The sequence below is a fragment of the Klebsiella sp. I138 genome (genome assembly GCF_051131765.1).
GTDB lineage: Bacteria > Pseudomonadota > Gammaproteobacteria > Enterobacterales > Enterobacteriaceae > Klebsiella.
Genome location: NZ_CP180447.1, coordinates 1,354,235 through 1,368,874, shown reverse-complemented (window position 1 = coordinate 1,368,874; position 14,640 = coordinate 1,354,235). Strand labels below are relative to the sequence as shown.

The following is a 14,640-nucleotide window of genomic DNA, read 5'->3' as shown; positions in this document are numbered from 1 at the left end:
CGCTTCATCAGACAGAAGATTTGTTAATTTTAGCATAATTTGTTAGAAGCCCTCAGCTCGTACTTATCACATTATGGCCATTTATCATGATGTTAAAGCGCGATATGCGGAATGACCTTAGTAGCGCAAAGGGATGTTATTTATAGCGATTAGTAAACCTCGCTCCGTCGTAATGTAATTGCCCGCTTTGAGCTGGGCAAGTATTTTCATGATACTGCTGCGGGAGAGAAACGTGCGACACTGAATATAATTGGCAATAGTTACGCTGTTTCTCAGTTCAGGCATTTCGTTCATGAGTTCATATAATTGATAACGAATGATTTCATAGGACGACAGTGAAGAGATCTTCGAACAGTGATCGTAGACGCGCGTCACGGTATAAATAAGCAGCTGCGACAAACTTTTCCATAAATTATGTCTGGCAATAATCCGGTTAGCCTCTTCAATGGGTAACCAGCTGACATCTGATGAGTCATGCGTGCGCATAAAAAGGTAGTCTGAATCAGTCAACTGGGTACTCAATCCAAAAACATAAGGCGCTGACTCGGTATTTAATACCATGCTGTCGGTACTCCGATAGAGCGAGACAGTTCCTTTATGTAATAAAAAACAGCGCCTTAAACCCTTCTCATGATAGTTAATAATCTGTCGATTAACTGTTTCTAATTTGTTAGATATTGGTGAGAATTGACTCATTAACAAGTCTATGTCAGAAATGGGCTTTTGGTTCTCAAGCTCATAGTTTTCTGTAAAGAAAGGCTTTTGTTGTTCAGTCATAACGTAATGCACCTGTATATAATAATGTCCGGGATTTCTGATGGAGTTACTACTGGGCGCATTATGGTAAATAACAGAAATGATGTGAATAAATGTTACGGTGTAAAATTACACCCAGAAAAACCTTGAGTAAAACCTGGGTTTTGACGAAAATTGATTTAAGCAAGGAGGCGGGTATAAACGGTTGTAATAATGATTGCAAATAGAATTCTGTTGAGTTCGTTTCAAAATTAAAGCACCCGTCTGAATATCGCCAGCAGTACCTTGTACCTAAGCAAAAATGAAGTGCACGCATCAACATTATTATTAATGGAAATTAATAATATGAAAACAGCTATATCTGGGGTTTCCCAAAGCTAATTATACAAATTAAGGAATAGTTAAATGAAAAAGAATTTAATCTCTGCTGCTTTTGCTGTGACTGCCGTTCTGTCTGCAACATCTGCTTTCGCTGCGGGTGGCCAGGTTAATTTCACCGGTGAAATTATTGATGCGGGTTGTGACGTCGTGAATACGCCGTCATCCCCCCTCAATGTGACGCTGGGCCAGGTACAAAAATCTGAATTTACCGGTGCGGGTTCCACCGCTGCGGCCACAGATTTTACCCTGGTTCTGAAAAACTGCCCGGACACCGTGCATAACGCCATGGTTAAGTTTGACGGAACGAATGTTGATGGTGACAACAGCGTCCTGGCTCTGACGCCGGCTGCGGGAAATGCGAGCGGTGTAGGTGTCCAGCTGTCCGATGATGCCAATACCGTGCTGCCGCTGTTCACCGCGTCCAAAGCCTATCCACTGTCTAGCACCCAGGATAACACCCTGAAATTTGTGGCACGTTACGTTGCCACGCAAGCCGTGGTTCAACCGGGCCCGGCTAACGCAACGGCTAACTTCTCGGTGACTTACAACTAAGCATCCCTTTAGCCCGTCAGTCATACAGCCGGAACGCCATGGGTCCGGCTCTTTTTTAAATAATCGGAGTTTTTTATGAAAATTATTCCAGGTTTGACGCTGGTAGCGTTACTGGTTTCTGCCACCTCATCCTATGCCGGGGTGGTTGTCGGTGGTACGCGTTTGATCTATGACGGAGGTAAGAAGGAGTCTTCACTGAGCGTCAATAACCCCGACAAGGCGCCTTATCTGATTCAGGTATGGGTCGAAACCGTCGACGGTGGCGCTCAGAAAGCCCCCTTTATGCTGACGCCACCGTTGTTTCGTCTGGATGGCGGGCAAAATAACGTCCTGCGCGTAGTGCGTGCCGGCGGTAATTTGCCTACGGATAAAGAGTCCCTTTACTGGATAAATATTAAATCTATTCCATCCGTCGAGAAAGAAACGAATAAAAATACCCTGCAGATTGCTGTCAAAACACGGATAAAACTCATTTATCGCCCGCAGGGGTTGGGCGGTATTCCTGAGGAAAGTACCGAAAAACTGGTCTGGTCGCGAAAAGGCAATCAATTGCAGGTTACCAACCCAACGCCATTCTATATGAATTTCCAGAGTGTCAAGATAGGTGGGAAAGACATCCCGGATATCACCTACGTTGCACCAGGCACAACGGCAAATTTCCCTCTGTCCGCGGGAATGACCGGTGGGGCGGTGAGCTGGAAAATTATCAGCGATTTCGGCGGTATCGGTAATGAACATCACGTCTCACTGCAATAAATAACGACAACAGTACGGCAACATTAATCTTAAAGCGGTAAAAGCTGGGTGTGTCACTGCGGTCGTGAGCCCTGGAGAAATATGATGAATAGCAATAAAAATCATAATAAATACACGGATAGTTTTAATATAAATCGTCTGGCTTTATTAATCGCAGGGCATCTTGCGCTTGGTGCAGGAGCAATCAGCGCACAGGCTCGTGAATATTTTAACCCGGCGCTTTTAGAAATCGGTAACCCGCATCAAGGCAGCACGGATTTAAGCGTATTTGAAGAAGGGGGCGGTCAGCAGCCTGGCGTGTATCGCGTTGATATTTATGTTAACGAACAACAATTCGATACCCGCGACGTCGAATTTAATATGCAGAAAGATGCCAGCGGCAATGAACATTTGCAGCCCTGCCTAAACGTTGCGTTATTGAATGAGATGGGAATCAAAACGGCAAATTTTCCGGGGTTGAGCAACGCGGAAATGAAATGCGCTGACTTAAGCGCCGTTCCACAACTATCGGCAAATTTCCGCTTTAGTGCCCAACAGCTATTAATCGGAGTTCCACAAGCCGCGCTTGCACAAAAACCGCGCGGGTATGTTGCCGAGAGTCAGTGGGATAATGGTATCCCGGCATTATTGCTTAACTATAGCCTGAGCGGTTCAAACAATTATGCACGCAATAGTGAAGCGCGAGATGGCAATAGTCAGTACGCCAACCTTCGGCCGGGCGTGAACCTTGGACCATGGCGGTTACGAAATTACACCACCTGGAATCGTGACAGCAGCGGTCAGGATAAGTGGGATACGGTCTATACCTACGTACAGCGCAGCGTTATCAGGTTAAAAAGTCTGGTAACGCTGGGCGACAGTTCCTCGCCGAGCGACGTCTTTGACAGTATACCGTTTCGCGGGGGGCAGATGGCTTCTGACGACGACATGCTCCCGGATAGTCTGAAGGGTTATGCCCCCGTCGTCAGGGGGATTGCGCGTACCAATGCCCAGGTATTGATCCGCCAGAATGGCTACGTCATTTATCAGAGCTATGTCGCGCCCGGCGCTTTTGAAATCACCGATATGTACCCGACGGGTGGGTCCGGTGATCTACTGGTGACTATCAAGGAAGCCGACGGCAGCATGCAGCAATTCGTGGTGCCATTTGCGTCTTTACCCGTGCTGCAACGCGAAGGGCGAGTACGTTACAGCCTGACCGGTGGGCAATATCGTTCCTATGATAGTCAGGTCGATAACACTCCGTTTGGCCAGGGGACGCTGATTTACGGTTTGCCCGCCGGAGTGACGGCATACGGCGGTGGTCAGTGGGCCAGCAATTATCAATCACTCGCGGCCGGCGTAGGAAAAAACCTCGGTGACTTTGGCGCAATTTCCACCGATGTCACCCAGGCATGGTCGACGATGCAGGATAAACCGCAGGATAACGGACAGTCCTGGAGGGTGCGTTACAGTAAGAACGTGATCCAAACAGGGACGAACTTTGCTATTGCCGGCTATCGCTATTCAACGGATGGGTATTACAGTCTGCAAGAGGTGATGGATACCTATCGCGGTGGTGACAGGGCGCCGGTCGTTGAACGGCGCCGCAACCGAAGTGAGTTGACGCTCAGCCAAAACCTCTGGCAAAACGCAGGGTCGGTTTCGCTTAGCTGGGTCAGTGAAGATTACTGGAACAGTAATCGCACCATGCGCTCGGTGGGCGGCGGGTATAACAATAGCTGGAACAGTATCAGTTTCGGTCTGAACTATAGCTATAACGAAAACTCGACGGCCAGCCGGAGTAGTAACGGTGATAGCGGCGGCAAGCGGGTATATGAACGTGACAATGTCTTCAGCTTCAACATCAGCGTACCGCTGGATCGTTTTCTACCACGGACTTTTGCCAGTAATAACCTGAACACCAGTAAACATGGCCATACCACCAACACCGTTGGGCTAAATGGTACGGCGCTCACGGATAATAACCTGAACTGGAACATCCAACAGGGATACGGTAGCCAGGGAACGGGTAATACGGGCAATATCAATGCCGACTACCGCGGAACCTACGCGGAAGTCACTGCTGGCTATGCCTACGACCGAAACAGTCAGAATGTGAACTACGGTGTGCAGGGTGGCGTGATTGTGCATGAAAACGGCATCACGATGGGCCAACCATTGGGCGAAACCATCGCGCTGGTTCAGGCACCTGGTGCAAGCGGGGTTGGCATCACCAACCAGACCGGCGTGAAGACCGACTGGCGCGGCTATGCCATCGTGCCTTTTACCAGTCCATACCGCAGTAATCAGATCCAACTGAATACTGAAACACTTTCGGATCATATCGATCTTGATTTGACCGACCAGAAAGTTGTTCCGACCCGTGGCGCCGTCGTTCGGGCAACGTTTGTCACCCGCGTGGGCCAGCGCGCAATGATGACCCTGCTACGCCGGGACGGTACGCCGGTACCTTTTGGCGCCATGGTAAGCGATACGACGCAGAAAAATACTCAGGGCTTTATTGTGGGTGATAACGGCCAGGTCTATTTAACCGGTCTTGCACCGGATGGCACCCTGGAAGTGAAGTGGGGAACCGAAGGGAAACAATCGTGCCATCTTGATTATGTTCTTCCTGAACCCGATACAATGAGCGGGATGGTTATCTCAACCGGTCAGTGTCGCTAACAGGAATACTATTCATATCAGTTTAATGGCTGACCGTATTAATTTATCTGGTGAAGATAATGAAAGTAAAAACACATATACAGTGCGTGCTCAAGAATTTTTTCAGGAATATTAAATCAGCGCTGTTTATTATTATCACGTTAATGCTGATGACTAACAGTGCATTAGCGCTACGCTGCCAGTCTGCCGATAACGGCTCATTTGGTTTCTCTGAACCAATTGGGAGTATTGCCGTTCCGCAATCGGTGCCAGATGGGACGGTTATCTGGCGTTCTGAAAACAGAACCATGAATGTTACCTGCTGGAAAGATCGGGGGGGACCCGCAGAGAATGTCTATTTATATCCCAATCCACTGCGACTACCGCTGGCAACGGGGATTGAGTACGGTATTGTGCTGAATGGTAATAATATTGATATGAATGCATACCAGGTGGCGCTGCCCATTGTTATCCCCGTATGTAATTATACTGAGGCAATATGTAAAAGCACCTACCCGGTTAATTTTACCTTTAGCTATAATGTTTTTATAAAAAAGAAAGGCGCCACGACCGGATACTATTCGGGTTATGATATTGTTACCGTATTTCAGCTTGATGGGTCAGGGGGGTTGAATATCAGTGAAAACTTTACTTATTCGAACAGTGGCTTGACAGGGATCCGCTTTATGCCTTGTTCGGCGAACGTTACGGTCAGCCCACCCAGTATCGTTTTTGATACCGTTAATACATTCAATGCCGTGGCCGGGCAACCGGCAGCCGCCGATAAGATGTTTACAGCGACGGTAGTAAAAGACTGTTCAGCACCATTCAAATTAACAGCGCAGTATGCTTCATCGAGTGCTTTGGCTGATAGAAATAATCTTGACCTTGGCAATGGATTAAAACTCGGGTTAATTAACAATAATACGGGGCAGGCGGTAGATTTTAGCAACGTGACGCCTTTTGTGGATATGACCAGCGTTATGTCAGCAACGGTGCCATTTACAACAAAATTAGCGTATTTGAATACGACGCCGACAATCGGCAATTACGCAACAAACATAACCATTACGGTTTATTATAATTAATTTATTTTTATCATGTCCTGTAGCGCAAGTATCCTTACACAGGAGCTGGAGTCACTGTGAAAAAACGATATCGAATAATACTGTTTATCATCTCTGTGTTCAGTATCGGACGCGTATTCGCCTATGATGCAAAGATAGATTTTAGCGGTGCGGTTGCCGCAACGCCGTGTGTTGTTGATGGGGATAATTCAGTTGATGTTAATCTTGGTAATGTATTGACATCAACGCTGGATACGACAATTGTTTCCCCTTTAGTCGCTTTCAATTTTAAATTAAAGAGTTGCCCGGTTAGCATCAATATGGCGACGGCGGTATTCATCGGTACCGTGAGCCAGTATGCGGCAGGGTTATGGAAGAACGACGGCAGTGCATCTAATATTTCGGTGCAGATAGCCAATGCGGATACCGGTCTAATGGTCACAGCGATTGCACCGAATGTCACGGTTAATGTGCAGTCAGATCGTTCAGCAACATTTAATTTGCTGGCTCGGATGTACGCAACGGACAGGACATCTGTGCCGGGAACCGTCAATACGGTATTACAGGTTTCATTTACCTATCAATGAAATAAAAAATCACCGCTGTCTTTATGGAAATATTAAGGATTAATTATGCGAAAATACACTACAGCAAAAACAATGATCAGTGCGCTGTTTATTGCCTCTGGTATTCAGTGTGTCAATGCGGCGCCATTATTAGTTAATATCACCGGCAACGTTATTGCATCGCCTTGTAATGTTGATACCGCGAATACTAACCTGAACGTCAATCTTGGCGATATTCCGGCCACGGATATGACATCAGCAGGGGTCTATGGCGGTACGGAGCAGGCGTTTACCGTGGCACTAAAAGATTGCCCGGCAAGCACCACAAAATCACTGGCAACATTTTCTGGCACCCCTTACACGGGGAATAATATGCTTTTTGCTAACACCGGAACAGCGACAGGGTTAGGCGTGAAAATTATTCCTGCCTCGGCCGCCTGGTCAGATACATCGGTAAATCCAGGGCAGGGCACATGGCTTCAGACTATAAATGCCACGACACACACGGTTTCTTATCCATTTAAAGCACGCGCGTTCACCAGTACGGGCAATGTCACTCCCGGAACAATAATCAGCACGATGCAGATAGACTTTACCTATCAGTAATATTTCGGTTGGATTATTTAAACGCTAATACTTATGTTACCGCTAAGGTTATTCATAATTGAACACACTGAATGTAATGATGAATAGCGTAGACAACTTCTACGGCCAGGGAATCGGGCAATTACTGAGGGAGTTGTTACGACCTACGCATGCAGGTGAAGTGGTTTTTGAGTTTGGCAGTAATCAGGAAAGCGTTGCGCAGGCGGATATTATTGTAAAACATTTCTCCGCCGGTGAAAGCAGCCTTTGCCATAAGATTTTGTTGCACAGAAAACGACACAGCATGATCATTGGTATTCATGATGGCGTCACTACGCCTTACGGTTCAAGCCTGCCATTATGTATAAATGATATTATTTTTATTAATAAAAATGATTCTCTTGAAAAAGTAGGAAGATTAATTCTCAGGGGGTGGGGAAATTGCCAGGAGCGTAACCTGACAGGCTCGCAGCAACAACGCTGCCAGGAGTGTCGTCATGACACATTGACACCGCAGCAGGTGAAAATAGTCGATCGTTTTTGCGTCGGGGAGGATGTGGCGCAGATTGCCCGACACCTGGAACTGACGCCAAAAACCATCGCCGCACATAAGCGCCGGTTGATGATGAAATTTAATGTTAAGAGCAATTGTGAGCTGTTGGCTCTTCTCAGTATTATGAAAACAAATGGCGGGTATGTGAGTGCTGAACTGGCAGCCTTGAACAACTGAGGAAGAGGTCAGAGTCTGTCTGAATGCATCCCATATTGCCGGGCAATCTGAGAAACTGAGCAGCTATACCGTGACAGACGCGGTTGGCTGCTTTATTCGGCATGACCTGTTCACCATTGACTAGCACTCCAGCTTTTGCACTCTTTTCAAACAATAAAAGCACCATTTGTGTGCATGATAGCCATTCATATTTTCATCCCCAAAGCACCTGCACTGAACACATCCCGTTATCCAGCATAAAATAAATATTATTTTTCATAATGATAAAAACTTTATCGTTCCTTTAAACGCCATTGGCATGACTCATGCTTGTATAAATTCAAGTAACTTTCATGAAATTCATATCTCTTTAATGGAGCCATGCCATGACGCTAAATCGTTTTGCCTTACCCGTGCTTATCTCCACCTGTCTTTTTTGCTCCACGGCCTTCAGTGCCGACCTGCTTGAAAGAATTAAAGCAGCAAAAGAGATCTCGGTTGCCACTGAAGCGCGATACGCCCCTTTTGAATATGTTGATAACGGAAAAATCATTGGCTATGACGTTGACCTGATGAATCACATCCTTGCGAAATCATTGCCAGGGGTGAAAGTGAAACAGATGGATCTGCCTTTCCAGGGGATCCTGCCGGGGCTTGATGCGAAAAAATTCGACTTTGTGGTCACCGCCGTCACCGTCAATAAACAGCGTATTGAACGCTTCGGCTTCACCGCTCCGGTGGCGGAATCAACCGTTGCACTGCTCAAAAGAGCAGAGGATAGCGCGATCAAAACTCCTGATGACCTGAGCGGCAAAGTGGTGGGCTCACAGGCTGGCTCTGGCCAGCTACAGGTTCTGCAATCCTTCGACCAGGCGCTGCGCGCCAGCGGCAAACCTGGGATTAAAGAGATCAAACAGTATGTTGCGTTTGATGAAGCCTATGCCGACCTGGCATCTCACCGTCTTGATGGCGTTGCCCAGTCACTTTCGAACCTTGGTCCGTTGATCAAAACCCGGCCGGGCGTTTTTGCCACACTGCCGGAAATGATAGGACCGCAGACCTTCTTTGGCTGGGTAGGGCGTAAAGATGCCGACAGTGCCTCTCTGGTGAAATTGATCGGCGACGGGATTATTGAAGCCAATCGTGACGGGACCATGAAGGCGCTGCAACAGAAATGGTTCGGCTTCACGATGACCGTTCCGGCAACAGAAATGCCAGTACCGGCGCTGTGAGTGGGAAACGATGACGGAATTCATAACGAGCTTTATCCACTGGCTTCCCATGCTGATTCAGGGAGCGCTCACCACCGCAACGCTGTGTCTGACAGCGATGATTGCCGGCTTTATGGTGGGTATTGGCGTATGGCGGATGTCGACAAGCCCGTTACGGATTTACCGAATGACGGCCCATGTATGGGTCAGTCTGTTTCGCGGCACCCCGGTTCTGGCGCAGCTTCTGCTCTGCTTTTATTTGCCATCGCAGTTGGGGTTCGACATTCCCGGCTTTGCGGCCGCCACGCTGGCATTAACGCTGAACACGGCAGCCTATCAAGCGCAAATTCTGCAAAGCGGTTTTGCCAGTATCACCCCAGGTCAACTAGAAGCCGCCGCGATTTGCGGGCTTAGCCCACGACAGGTGTTATGGCGTATTCAGGTACCGCAGGTCGTTCGGGCTACGCTGCCGTCGCTGATTTCTGAACTGATTGATGTGATCAAAGCCTCAGCCGTTGTGTCGGTCATTGCATTGACAGATCTGATGCGTGTGGGCCAGCAACTGGCGTCATCTACGTACCAGCCGCTGCAGGTCTATCTGGCTGTTGCACTGGTCTATTTACTACTGACCAGCCTGCTGGCGCTGTTGGGCCGCCAGGCGGAACGCCACTGGCAGAGGGAACAACGATGACTGAACTCACGCAATACCTGCCAGCTTACATTCAGGCCCTGGGCGTGACGCTGTGGATAAGCCTTTGCGCCGCGTTCGGCGGCATGTTGTTGGGGTTTGCCTTTAATGGACTCTGTGGCAGACACGGTCTGGCCTTTCACCTGTGGCGTACCTACGTGTGGGTTATCCGTGGCACACCCTTTCTCGCACAGTTGGCCGTCATCTACTTTGGCCTGCCGACCATCGGCATCATGCTGAGTGCGATTGAAGCCACACTGCTATCGCTGATGCTCTATAGCGCCGCCTATTTTGGGGAAATCTTTCGTGCCGCGTGGAATAACATTCCGCCAGGTCAGCGGGAGGCGGCACTGGCGAACAACATCTCGACGATTCGCTGTTTCTGGCATATCCAGACGCCACAAGCCGTTCAATTTGCGCTACCGCTGCTGGGTAACCAGTTCATTCTGACTATCAAAGAGAGTGCGGTTGCATCGGTCATTACCGTACCGGAACTGACCATGACAACAACTCAGATCGTTGCTAACACCTACAGCTATGTCCTGCCTTATACCTTGCTGATCGTCAGCTACTGGCTGCTGGCGCAGGGGGTGAGTATGAGCATAAAAACACTAAGCCACCGACTACGAACCGGAGAATAACGTGAGCAACACATCTGCGCCGGTGCTCGAAATGCGCCATGTAGGCAAGTCATTTGCAAATCATAGGGTATTGAATGACATCAATTTACGCGTCGATCATGGAGAGATAGTCACGCTAATCGGCCCGTCCGGCTCCGGAAAGACCACCGCGCTACGCTGTATGAATTTTCTCGAAGCCTACGACAAAGGCGAGGTGTTAATTAAAGGGCAGCTGCTCGGTTATTCCGGCACGCAGCGAGGACTCGCACACGCGGATAGCGCCAGCCTCATTGCCGATGTGCGCAGGCCGCTCTCGATGGTGTTCCAGCAGTTCAATCTCTGGCCACATATGACGGTACAGGAAAATGTCGCCGCGCCACTGGTGCTGGGTAAAAAAATGTCCCGCCAGACGGCAAAAGCCGCCGCGATGGCTGCACTGGGGCGTGTAGGGATGGCGCAAAAAGCAGATGACTGGCCGGTGCGACTCTCCGGCGGCCAGCAACAGCGGGTGGGTATTGCCCGCGCACTGGCGCTGAACCCGGAATTATTGCTGCTCGATGAGCCAACCTCGGCACTCGATCCGGAACGTGTTGAAGAGGTGCTGGACGTTATCCGGGATCTCGCCGGGCAGGGCATGACCATGGTGATGGTCACCCATGAGATGGCGTTTGCGGCCCATATCTCGTCGCGGCTGATATTTATGGCTGACGGCAACATTATTGAAAGCGGTACGCCGCGACACATTTTTACGCAGCCGAAAAGCGATCGCCTGAGGAGCTTCCTTGCACCGCTGTTTCGGCGGCCTCTGCAACCCGAAGAGCTGGAGAAATTACCATGATGGAAGCGAGCTTACGGGTCGCACGCTACCTGGATGAGAACTGGCTGAACCAACTGTTAGCACAGCTTGCAGAATACGGAAAGTTAGAGAATGGCGGCGTTGATCGTCAGGCTTTGAGTGAGGTAGAGCTCGATGCTCGGGCCTGGCTTATTGATCTTGCCCGAGAGCTTGGGTGTGAGGTCTACCGCGATGCTGCGGCAAATTTATTCTTCCGGCGTGCGGGACGACTGGCGGTATCGCCTGTCACTACCGGTAGCCACATTGATACACAACCGTCCGGTGGCAACTACGATGGCTGTTATGGCGTGATGGCCGGGTTAGTGTGTCTGAAAGCGCTCAATGATGCACAGGTTGTTACTGAACGCCCGGTCGAAGTCGTCATCTGGACCAATGAAGAGGGTAGCCGCTTTGCGCCGGGGGCGATGGGATCCGGCACCTTCGTCGATCCCGACAGGTTGTCCGAACATCTAGGCGCGACGGGCGTTGATGGGGTCTTGTTTCGCGATGCGCTGGCAAACCATCAGGCCCGCTTTGCGGCCATCCCGCTCCGTCCGGATCGCAATATGGCCTGCTTCGTTGAGTTACATATCGAGCAAGGGCCGGTGCTGGAAAGTCGCGCCTTGCCGCTGGCCATCGTCAAAGGCATTCAGGGCGTGCGCTGGTATCAGATTACCTGCCATGGCGTTTCGGCACACGCGGGGACCACGCCGATGGCGCTGCGCCAGGATGCGATGACCCTGGCACGCGAACAGCTTGCGCTCATCGAGAAGGCAACGGGCGATACGGCAGATGAGGAGTTACGGCTGACGTTTGGCCGATGGCAGATCACGCCAAATGCCATCAACACCATCCCGTCGAGCGTGAGTTTTACCCTCGATTATCGCCATCCATCGGCCGAAAAACTGGCGCACTTCGATGCGGTTATTGCTTCTTTGGCAAGCGAACAAGTGAGGATTGAGTCGCTGCTTAATAAAACGCCGGTCACCTTTGATTCGCGCATCAATCAGGTTTTGAAAGCGGCCGGAAATGCGCTGGGTATCGCGCATATGGATCTGTTGTCTGGTGCATTTCACGACGCCCAGTCTCTGGCCGAACACTGTCCAACCAGCATGCTTTTTGTCCCCAGCCATCAAGGCATTAGCCACAACCCGGCTGAATATACCGATCCTCGCTCACTGGCAGCAGGAGCCCGAACGCTGGCCTGCGCACTGACCGAGCTATCCCAATCACTTGAAGGAGTTTAATCATGACTGCAACTGCACACTATCCAACTTGCTGCGACAAAGACAATGGCGATGCCCTGGGTATCAACCCGACCGCAAACTCTCCTGTTTCAGTCGATGGCGCACCGATTTTAAACGAGCTGTATACTATTCCTCCGCGCTGTGGGCGTGCCGTTTTGCTGAAAAAAGGGCAGGTGATCAAGATCATCAATACCCCAGGCAGCCAGGTGTGCGACACATGGTTTTTCAATACCAGCGATCTTAGCGAGTTTGCTTCCATGGAACATACCCGTGCCTTTATTGACAAAATCATCCCGCAGCCAGGCGATGTTCTGGTGACCAACCAACGCCGCGCCATCGCCACGCTGCTGACCGATACCTCGCCAGGAGTGCACGACACATTGATCGCCGCCTGCGATCTGTACCGTTATACCAATATGGGCATTACGGAATACCACGACAGCTGCGCCGACAATATGCGTATGGCGCTGAATGCGATTGGTCTGCGCGCACGTGAAGTCCCTCAGCCGCTCAATTTGTGGATGAACACACCCGTAAACCCTGATTATTCCATTTCCTGGTTGCCAACCGTCAGCAAAGCAGGTGATTATGTAGAAATTCGAGCGGAGCTGGATTGCGTGGTCGTCATGTCCGCTTGCCCGCAGGACATTGTGCCGATTAACGGCTGCTCACCGAAAGAAATCCAATTCGCCGTTGTGGAATGATTTATCTTGCCAGGCCTGCGTCATGCAGGCCGTTGGCGGGTTTTAATGAAGCAGACAGATGAAAAAAAACGCAGATATCAAATCTACCGGAACTCCGCTGGGAATGCGGTTGCGCCACGCCCGTCTGGTGCAGGAAATGACCCTCAAGCAGCTTGCACAAAAGGTGGAATGCTCGGAAAGCCTGCTATCCAAACTGGAGAATGATGCCGCCTCGCCGTCGCTGGCAATGCTGCACCGTCTGGCAAAAGCGCTGGAAACCAGTATTGCCGACCTGATGGCCGACGAGTGGACCGCTAACCAGCCCGTACTGAAGCCTGCGCAGCGAAACCGTAAGCGTTTTTTGCAGCGCAGTAAAAAAGGGGGCATCGAGCTGGAGAACCTGACCTGGCACCATAAAGGTGGTTTGTTACAGGGCAACATTCATATCATCGAACCCGGCGTCGCCAGCGATGGCCTGATTGAGCACCATGGTGAAGAGATAGGCTATGTGCTGGAAGGCGAACTGGAGCTGCGCCTGGGGGATGATGTCTGGCTCCTTGAGCAAGGTGACTCGTTCTATTTTCCCAGCCAGATTCCGCATGGTTACCGCAATATCGGCACCGTTGTAGCCAAAGTTCTCTGGGTCAATACTCCAGTTACGTTCTGAGCCATTGCAACCGGGGACGTTTCGGGTGCGGAAAGTGTGGTTTCTGACATACCACGGTACAACGGTTGCTGGCTCAATTGGATGGGTGCGGAATGGCCGGCGTGTTGTGGTTTTGCAATCGAATGTTGACTCAAATCCGGGCATTACTGGTGAAACAGATACGCGTGTGGTTGCAACAGCGGCGGACAAGTGTCGCATTTATCAACACTCAAGGATGCTACAGCTGACGGGAAAAAAGTTGGATAGGTTTGTTCATGTCCGTTATCGTCATAAAAATCCGCTGATGAAGAAAATCACCGGTGAGAGTACATCGGGAAGAAGGAGAGCGCGGGTGGGAAGGACAAGACTGGAGGTGGCCTGTGAATACCGATAAACTCAGCATCTCTTTAATGGCATTTAACATAATATACATTATGCGCACTTGTATGGAGATAGACAGGATTCGGCTATTTTTGCTCATGGTTGTGTGCTGACTTTCTGGCTTGCCCAACCCGCAAAGCACCAGGAAGAATGCTGACCGTCTCTCGATGAATAACGTAAACCGGTTCAGGATCTTTCTGAACTTGCATGGCCATCGTTATATCATCCGTTTTGCATCCTGCTGATGTTCTCAGACAGACGCAGCTACCGTTTGCTTGAACGCTACTGTGAACACAGCTCTTAACCAACGT

At 49.9% G+C, this 14,640-nt stretch carries 15 protein-coding genes; 14 read left to right on the top strand and 1 reads right to left on the bottom strand.

Annotated elements, in window-relative coordinates; translation table 11 throughout:
- Positions 1–117 precede the first annotated feature (117 nt).
- Positions 118–777, bottom strand: a complete 660-nt coding sequence (locus ACMYSK_RS06380) for a helix-turn-helix domain-containing protein (protein WP_434641130.1) — start codon at positions 775–777, stop codon at positions 118–120.
- Between the two features lie 384 nt (positions 778–1,161).
- Between ACMYSK_RS06380 and ACMYSK_RS06375 the strand changes: the two genes are divergently transcribed.
- From ACMYSK_RS06375 to ACMYSK_RS06310, 14 genes are all read left to right on the top strand, one after another.
- Positions 1,162–1,689, top strand: a complete 528-nt coding sequence (locus ACMYSK_RS06375; RefSeq protein WP_434641128.1) for a fimbrial protein — start codon at positions 1,162–1,164, stop codon at positions 1,687–1,689.
- Positions 1,690–1,764: 75 nt separating this feature from the next.
- Complete coding sequence (locus tag ACMYSK_RS06370; protein ID WP_434641126.1) at positions 1,765–2,445, top strand: fimbrial biogenesis chaperone; 681 nt, start codon at positions 1,765–1,767, stop codon at positions 2,443–2,445.
- 81 nt (positions 2,446–2,526) lie between these two features.
- Positions 2,527–5,112, top strand: a complete 2,586-nt coding sequence (locus ACMYSK_RS06365) for a fimbria/pilus outer membrane usher protein (protein ID WP_434641124.1) — start codon at positions 2,527–2,529, stop codon at positions 5,110–5,112.
- A 59-nt stretch (positions 5,113–5,171) separates the two neighbouring features.
- Entirely contained in the window at positions 5,172–6,179 is a 1,008-nt protein-coding gene (locus tag ACMYSK_RS06360; RefSeq protein ID WP_434641123.1) for a hypothetical protein, read from the top strand.
- A 56-nt stretch (positions 6,180–6,235) separates the two neighbouring features.
- Entirely contained in the window at positions 6,236–6,745 is a 510-nt protein-coding gene (locus ACMYSK_RS06355) for a fimbrial protein (RefSeq protein ID WP_434641122.1), read from the top strand.
- A gap of 45 nt (positions 6,746–6,790) precedes the next feature.
- Positions 6,791–7,330 carry a fimbrial protein gene (locus tag ACMYSK_RS06350; RefSeq protein ID WP_434641120.1) on the top strand — a complete coding sequence of 180 codons (540 nt, stop codon included), beginning with the start codon at positions 6,791–6,793 and terminating at the stop codon, positions 7,328–7,330.
- A gap of 58 nt (positions 7,331–7,388) precedes the next feature.
- Positions 7,389–8,039: a helix-turn-helix transcriptional regulator gene (locus ACMYSK_RS06345; RefSeq protein ID WP_434641119.1), complete on the top strand. Its 651-nt coding sequence runs from the start codon at positions 7,389–7,391 to the stop codon at positions 8,037–8,039.
- A gap of 365 nt (positions 8,040–8,404) precedes the next feature.
- Entirely contained in the window at positions 8,405–9,250 is an 846-nt protein-coding gene (locus ACMYSK_RS06340; RefSeq protein WP_434641117.1) for a transporter substrate-binding domain-containing protein, read from the top strand.
- A 10-nt stretch (positions 9,251–9,260) separates the two neighbouring features.
- Entirely contained in the window at positions 9,261–9,920 is a 660-nt protein-coding gene (locus ACMYSK_RS06335; protein WP_434641115.1) for an amino acid ABC transporter permease, read from the top strand.
- Positions 9,917–10,558: an amino acid ABC transporter permease gene (locus tag ACMYSK_RS06330; protein WP_434641113.1), complete on the top strand. Its 642-nt coding sequence runs from the start codon at positions 9,917–9,919 to the stop codon at positions 10,556–10,558. Before ACMYSK_RS06335 ends, ACMYSK_RS06330 begins: the two co-directional genes overlap by 4 nt.
- A gap of 31 nt (positions 10,559–10,589) precedes the next feature.
- Positions 10,590–11,375, top strand: coding sequence for an amino acid ABC transporter ATP-binding protein (locus ACMYSK_RS06325; RefSeq protein ID WP_434643936.1), 786 nt, complete (start codon positions 10,590–10,592; stop codon positions 11,373–11,375).
- Complete coding sequence (locus tag ACMYSK_RS06320) at positions 11,375–12,619, top strand: M20 family metallo-hydrolase (protein WP_434641111.1); 1,245 nt, start codon at positions 11,375–11,377, stop codon at positions 12,617–12,619. Before ACMYSK_RS06325 ends, ACMYSK_RS06320 begins: the two co-directional genes overlap by 1 nt.
- Before the next feature lie 2 nt (positions 12,620–12,621).
- The gene (locus ACMYSK_RS06315) at positions 12,622–13,323 is read left to right on the top strand and encodes a DUF1989 domain-containing protein (protein WP_434641109.1); all 702 of its coding nucleotides are present in this window, start codon (positions 12,622–12,624) and stop codon (positions 13,321–13,323) included.
- Positions 13,324–13,381: 58 nt separating this feature from the next.
- On the top strand, positions 13,382–13,969 hold the full coding sequence (locus ACMYSK_RS06310; protein WP_434641108.1) for a cupin domain-containing protein: 588 nt from the start codon (positions 13,382–13,384) through the stop codon (positions 13,967–13,969).
- Positions 13,970–14,640 lie beyond the last annotated feature (671 nt).

Coding starts and splice junctions, on each gene's coding strand:
- ACMYSK_RS06380 (WP_434641130.1), bottom strand. CDS start 777: ATGACTGAACAACAAAAGCCTTTCTTTACAGAAAACTATGAGCTTGAG.
- ACMYSK_RS06375 (WP_434641128.1), top strand. CDS start 1,162: ATGAAAAAGAATTTAATCTCTGCTGCTTTTGCTGTGACTGCCGTTCTG.
- ACMYSK_RS06370 (WP_434641126.1), top strand. CDS start 1,765: ATGAAAATTATTCCAGGTTTGACGCTGGTAGCGTTACTGGTTTCTGCC.
- ACMYSK_RS06365 (WP_434641124.1), top strand. CDS start 2,527: ATGATGAATAGCAATAAAAATCATAATAAATACACGGATAGTTTTAAT.
- ACMYSK_RS06360 (WP_434641123.1), top strand. CDS start 5,172: ATGAAAGTAAAAACACATATACAGTGCGTGCTCAAGAATTTTTTCAGG.
- ACMYSK_RS06350 (WP_434641120.1), top strand. CDS start 6,791: ATGCGAAAATACACTACAGCAAAAACAATGATCAGTGCGCTGTTTATT.
- ACMYSK_RS06340 (WP_434641117.1), top strand. CDS start 8,405: ATGACGCTAAATCGTTTTGCCTTACCCGTGCTTATCTCCACCTGTCTT.
- ACMYSK_RS06335 (WP_434641115.1), top strand. CDS start 9,261: ATGACGGAATTCATAACGAGCTTTATCCACTGGCTTCCCATGCTGATT.
- ACMYSK_RS06330 (WP_434641113.1), top strand. CDS start 9,917: ATGACTGAACTCACGCAATACCTGCCAGCTTACATTCAGGCCCTGGGC.
- ACMYSK_RS06325 (WP_434643936.1), top strand. CDS start 10,590: ATGCGCCATGTAGGCAAGTCATTTGCAAATCATAGGGTATTGAATGAC.
- ACMYSK_RS06320 (WP_434641111.1), top strand. CDS start 11,375: ATGGAAGCGAGCTTACGGGTCGCACGCTACCTGGATGAGAACTGGCTG.
- ACMYSK_RS06315 (WP_434641109.1), top strand. CDS start 12,622: ATGACTGCAACTGCACACTATCCAACTTGCTGCGACAAAGACAATGGC.
- ACMYSK_RS06310 (WP_434641108.1), top strand. CDS start 13,382: ATGAAAAAAAACGCAGATATCAAATCTACCGGAACTCCGCTGGGAATG.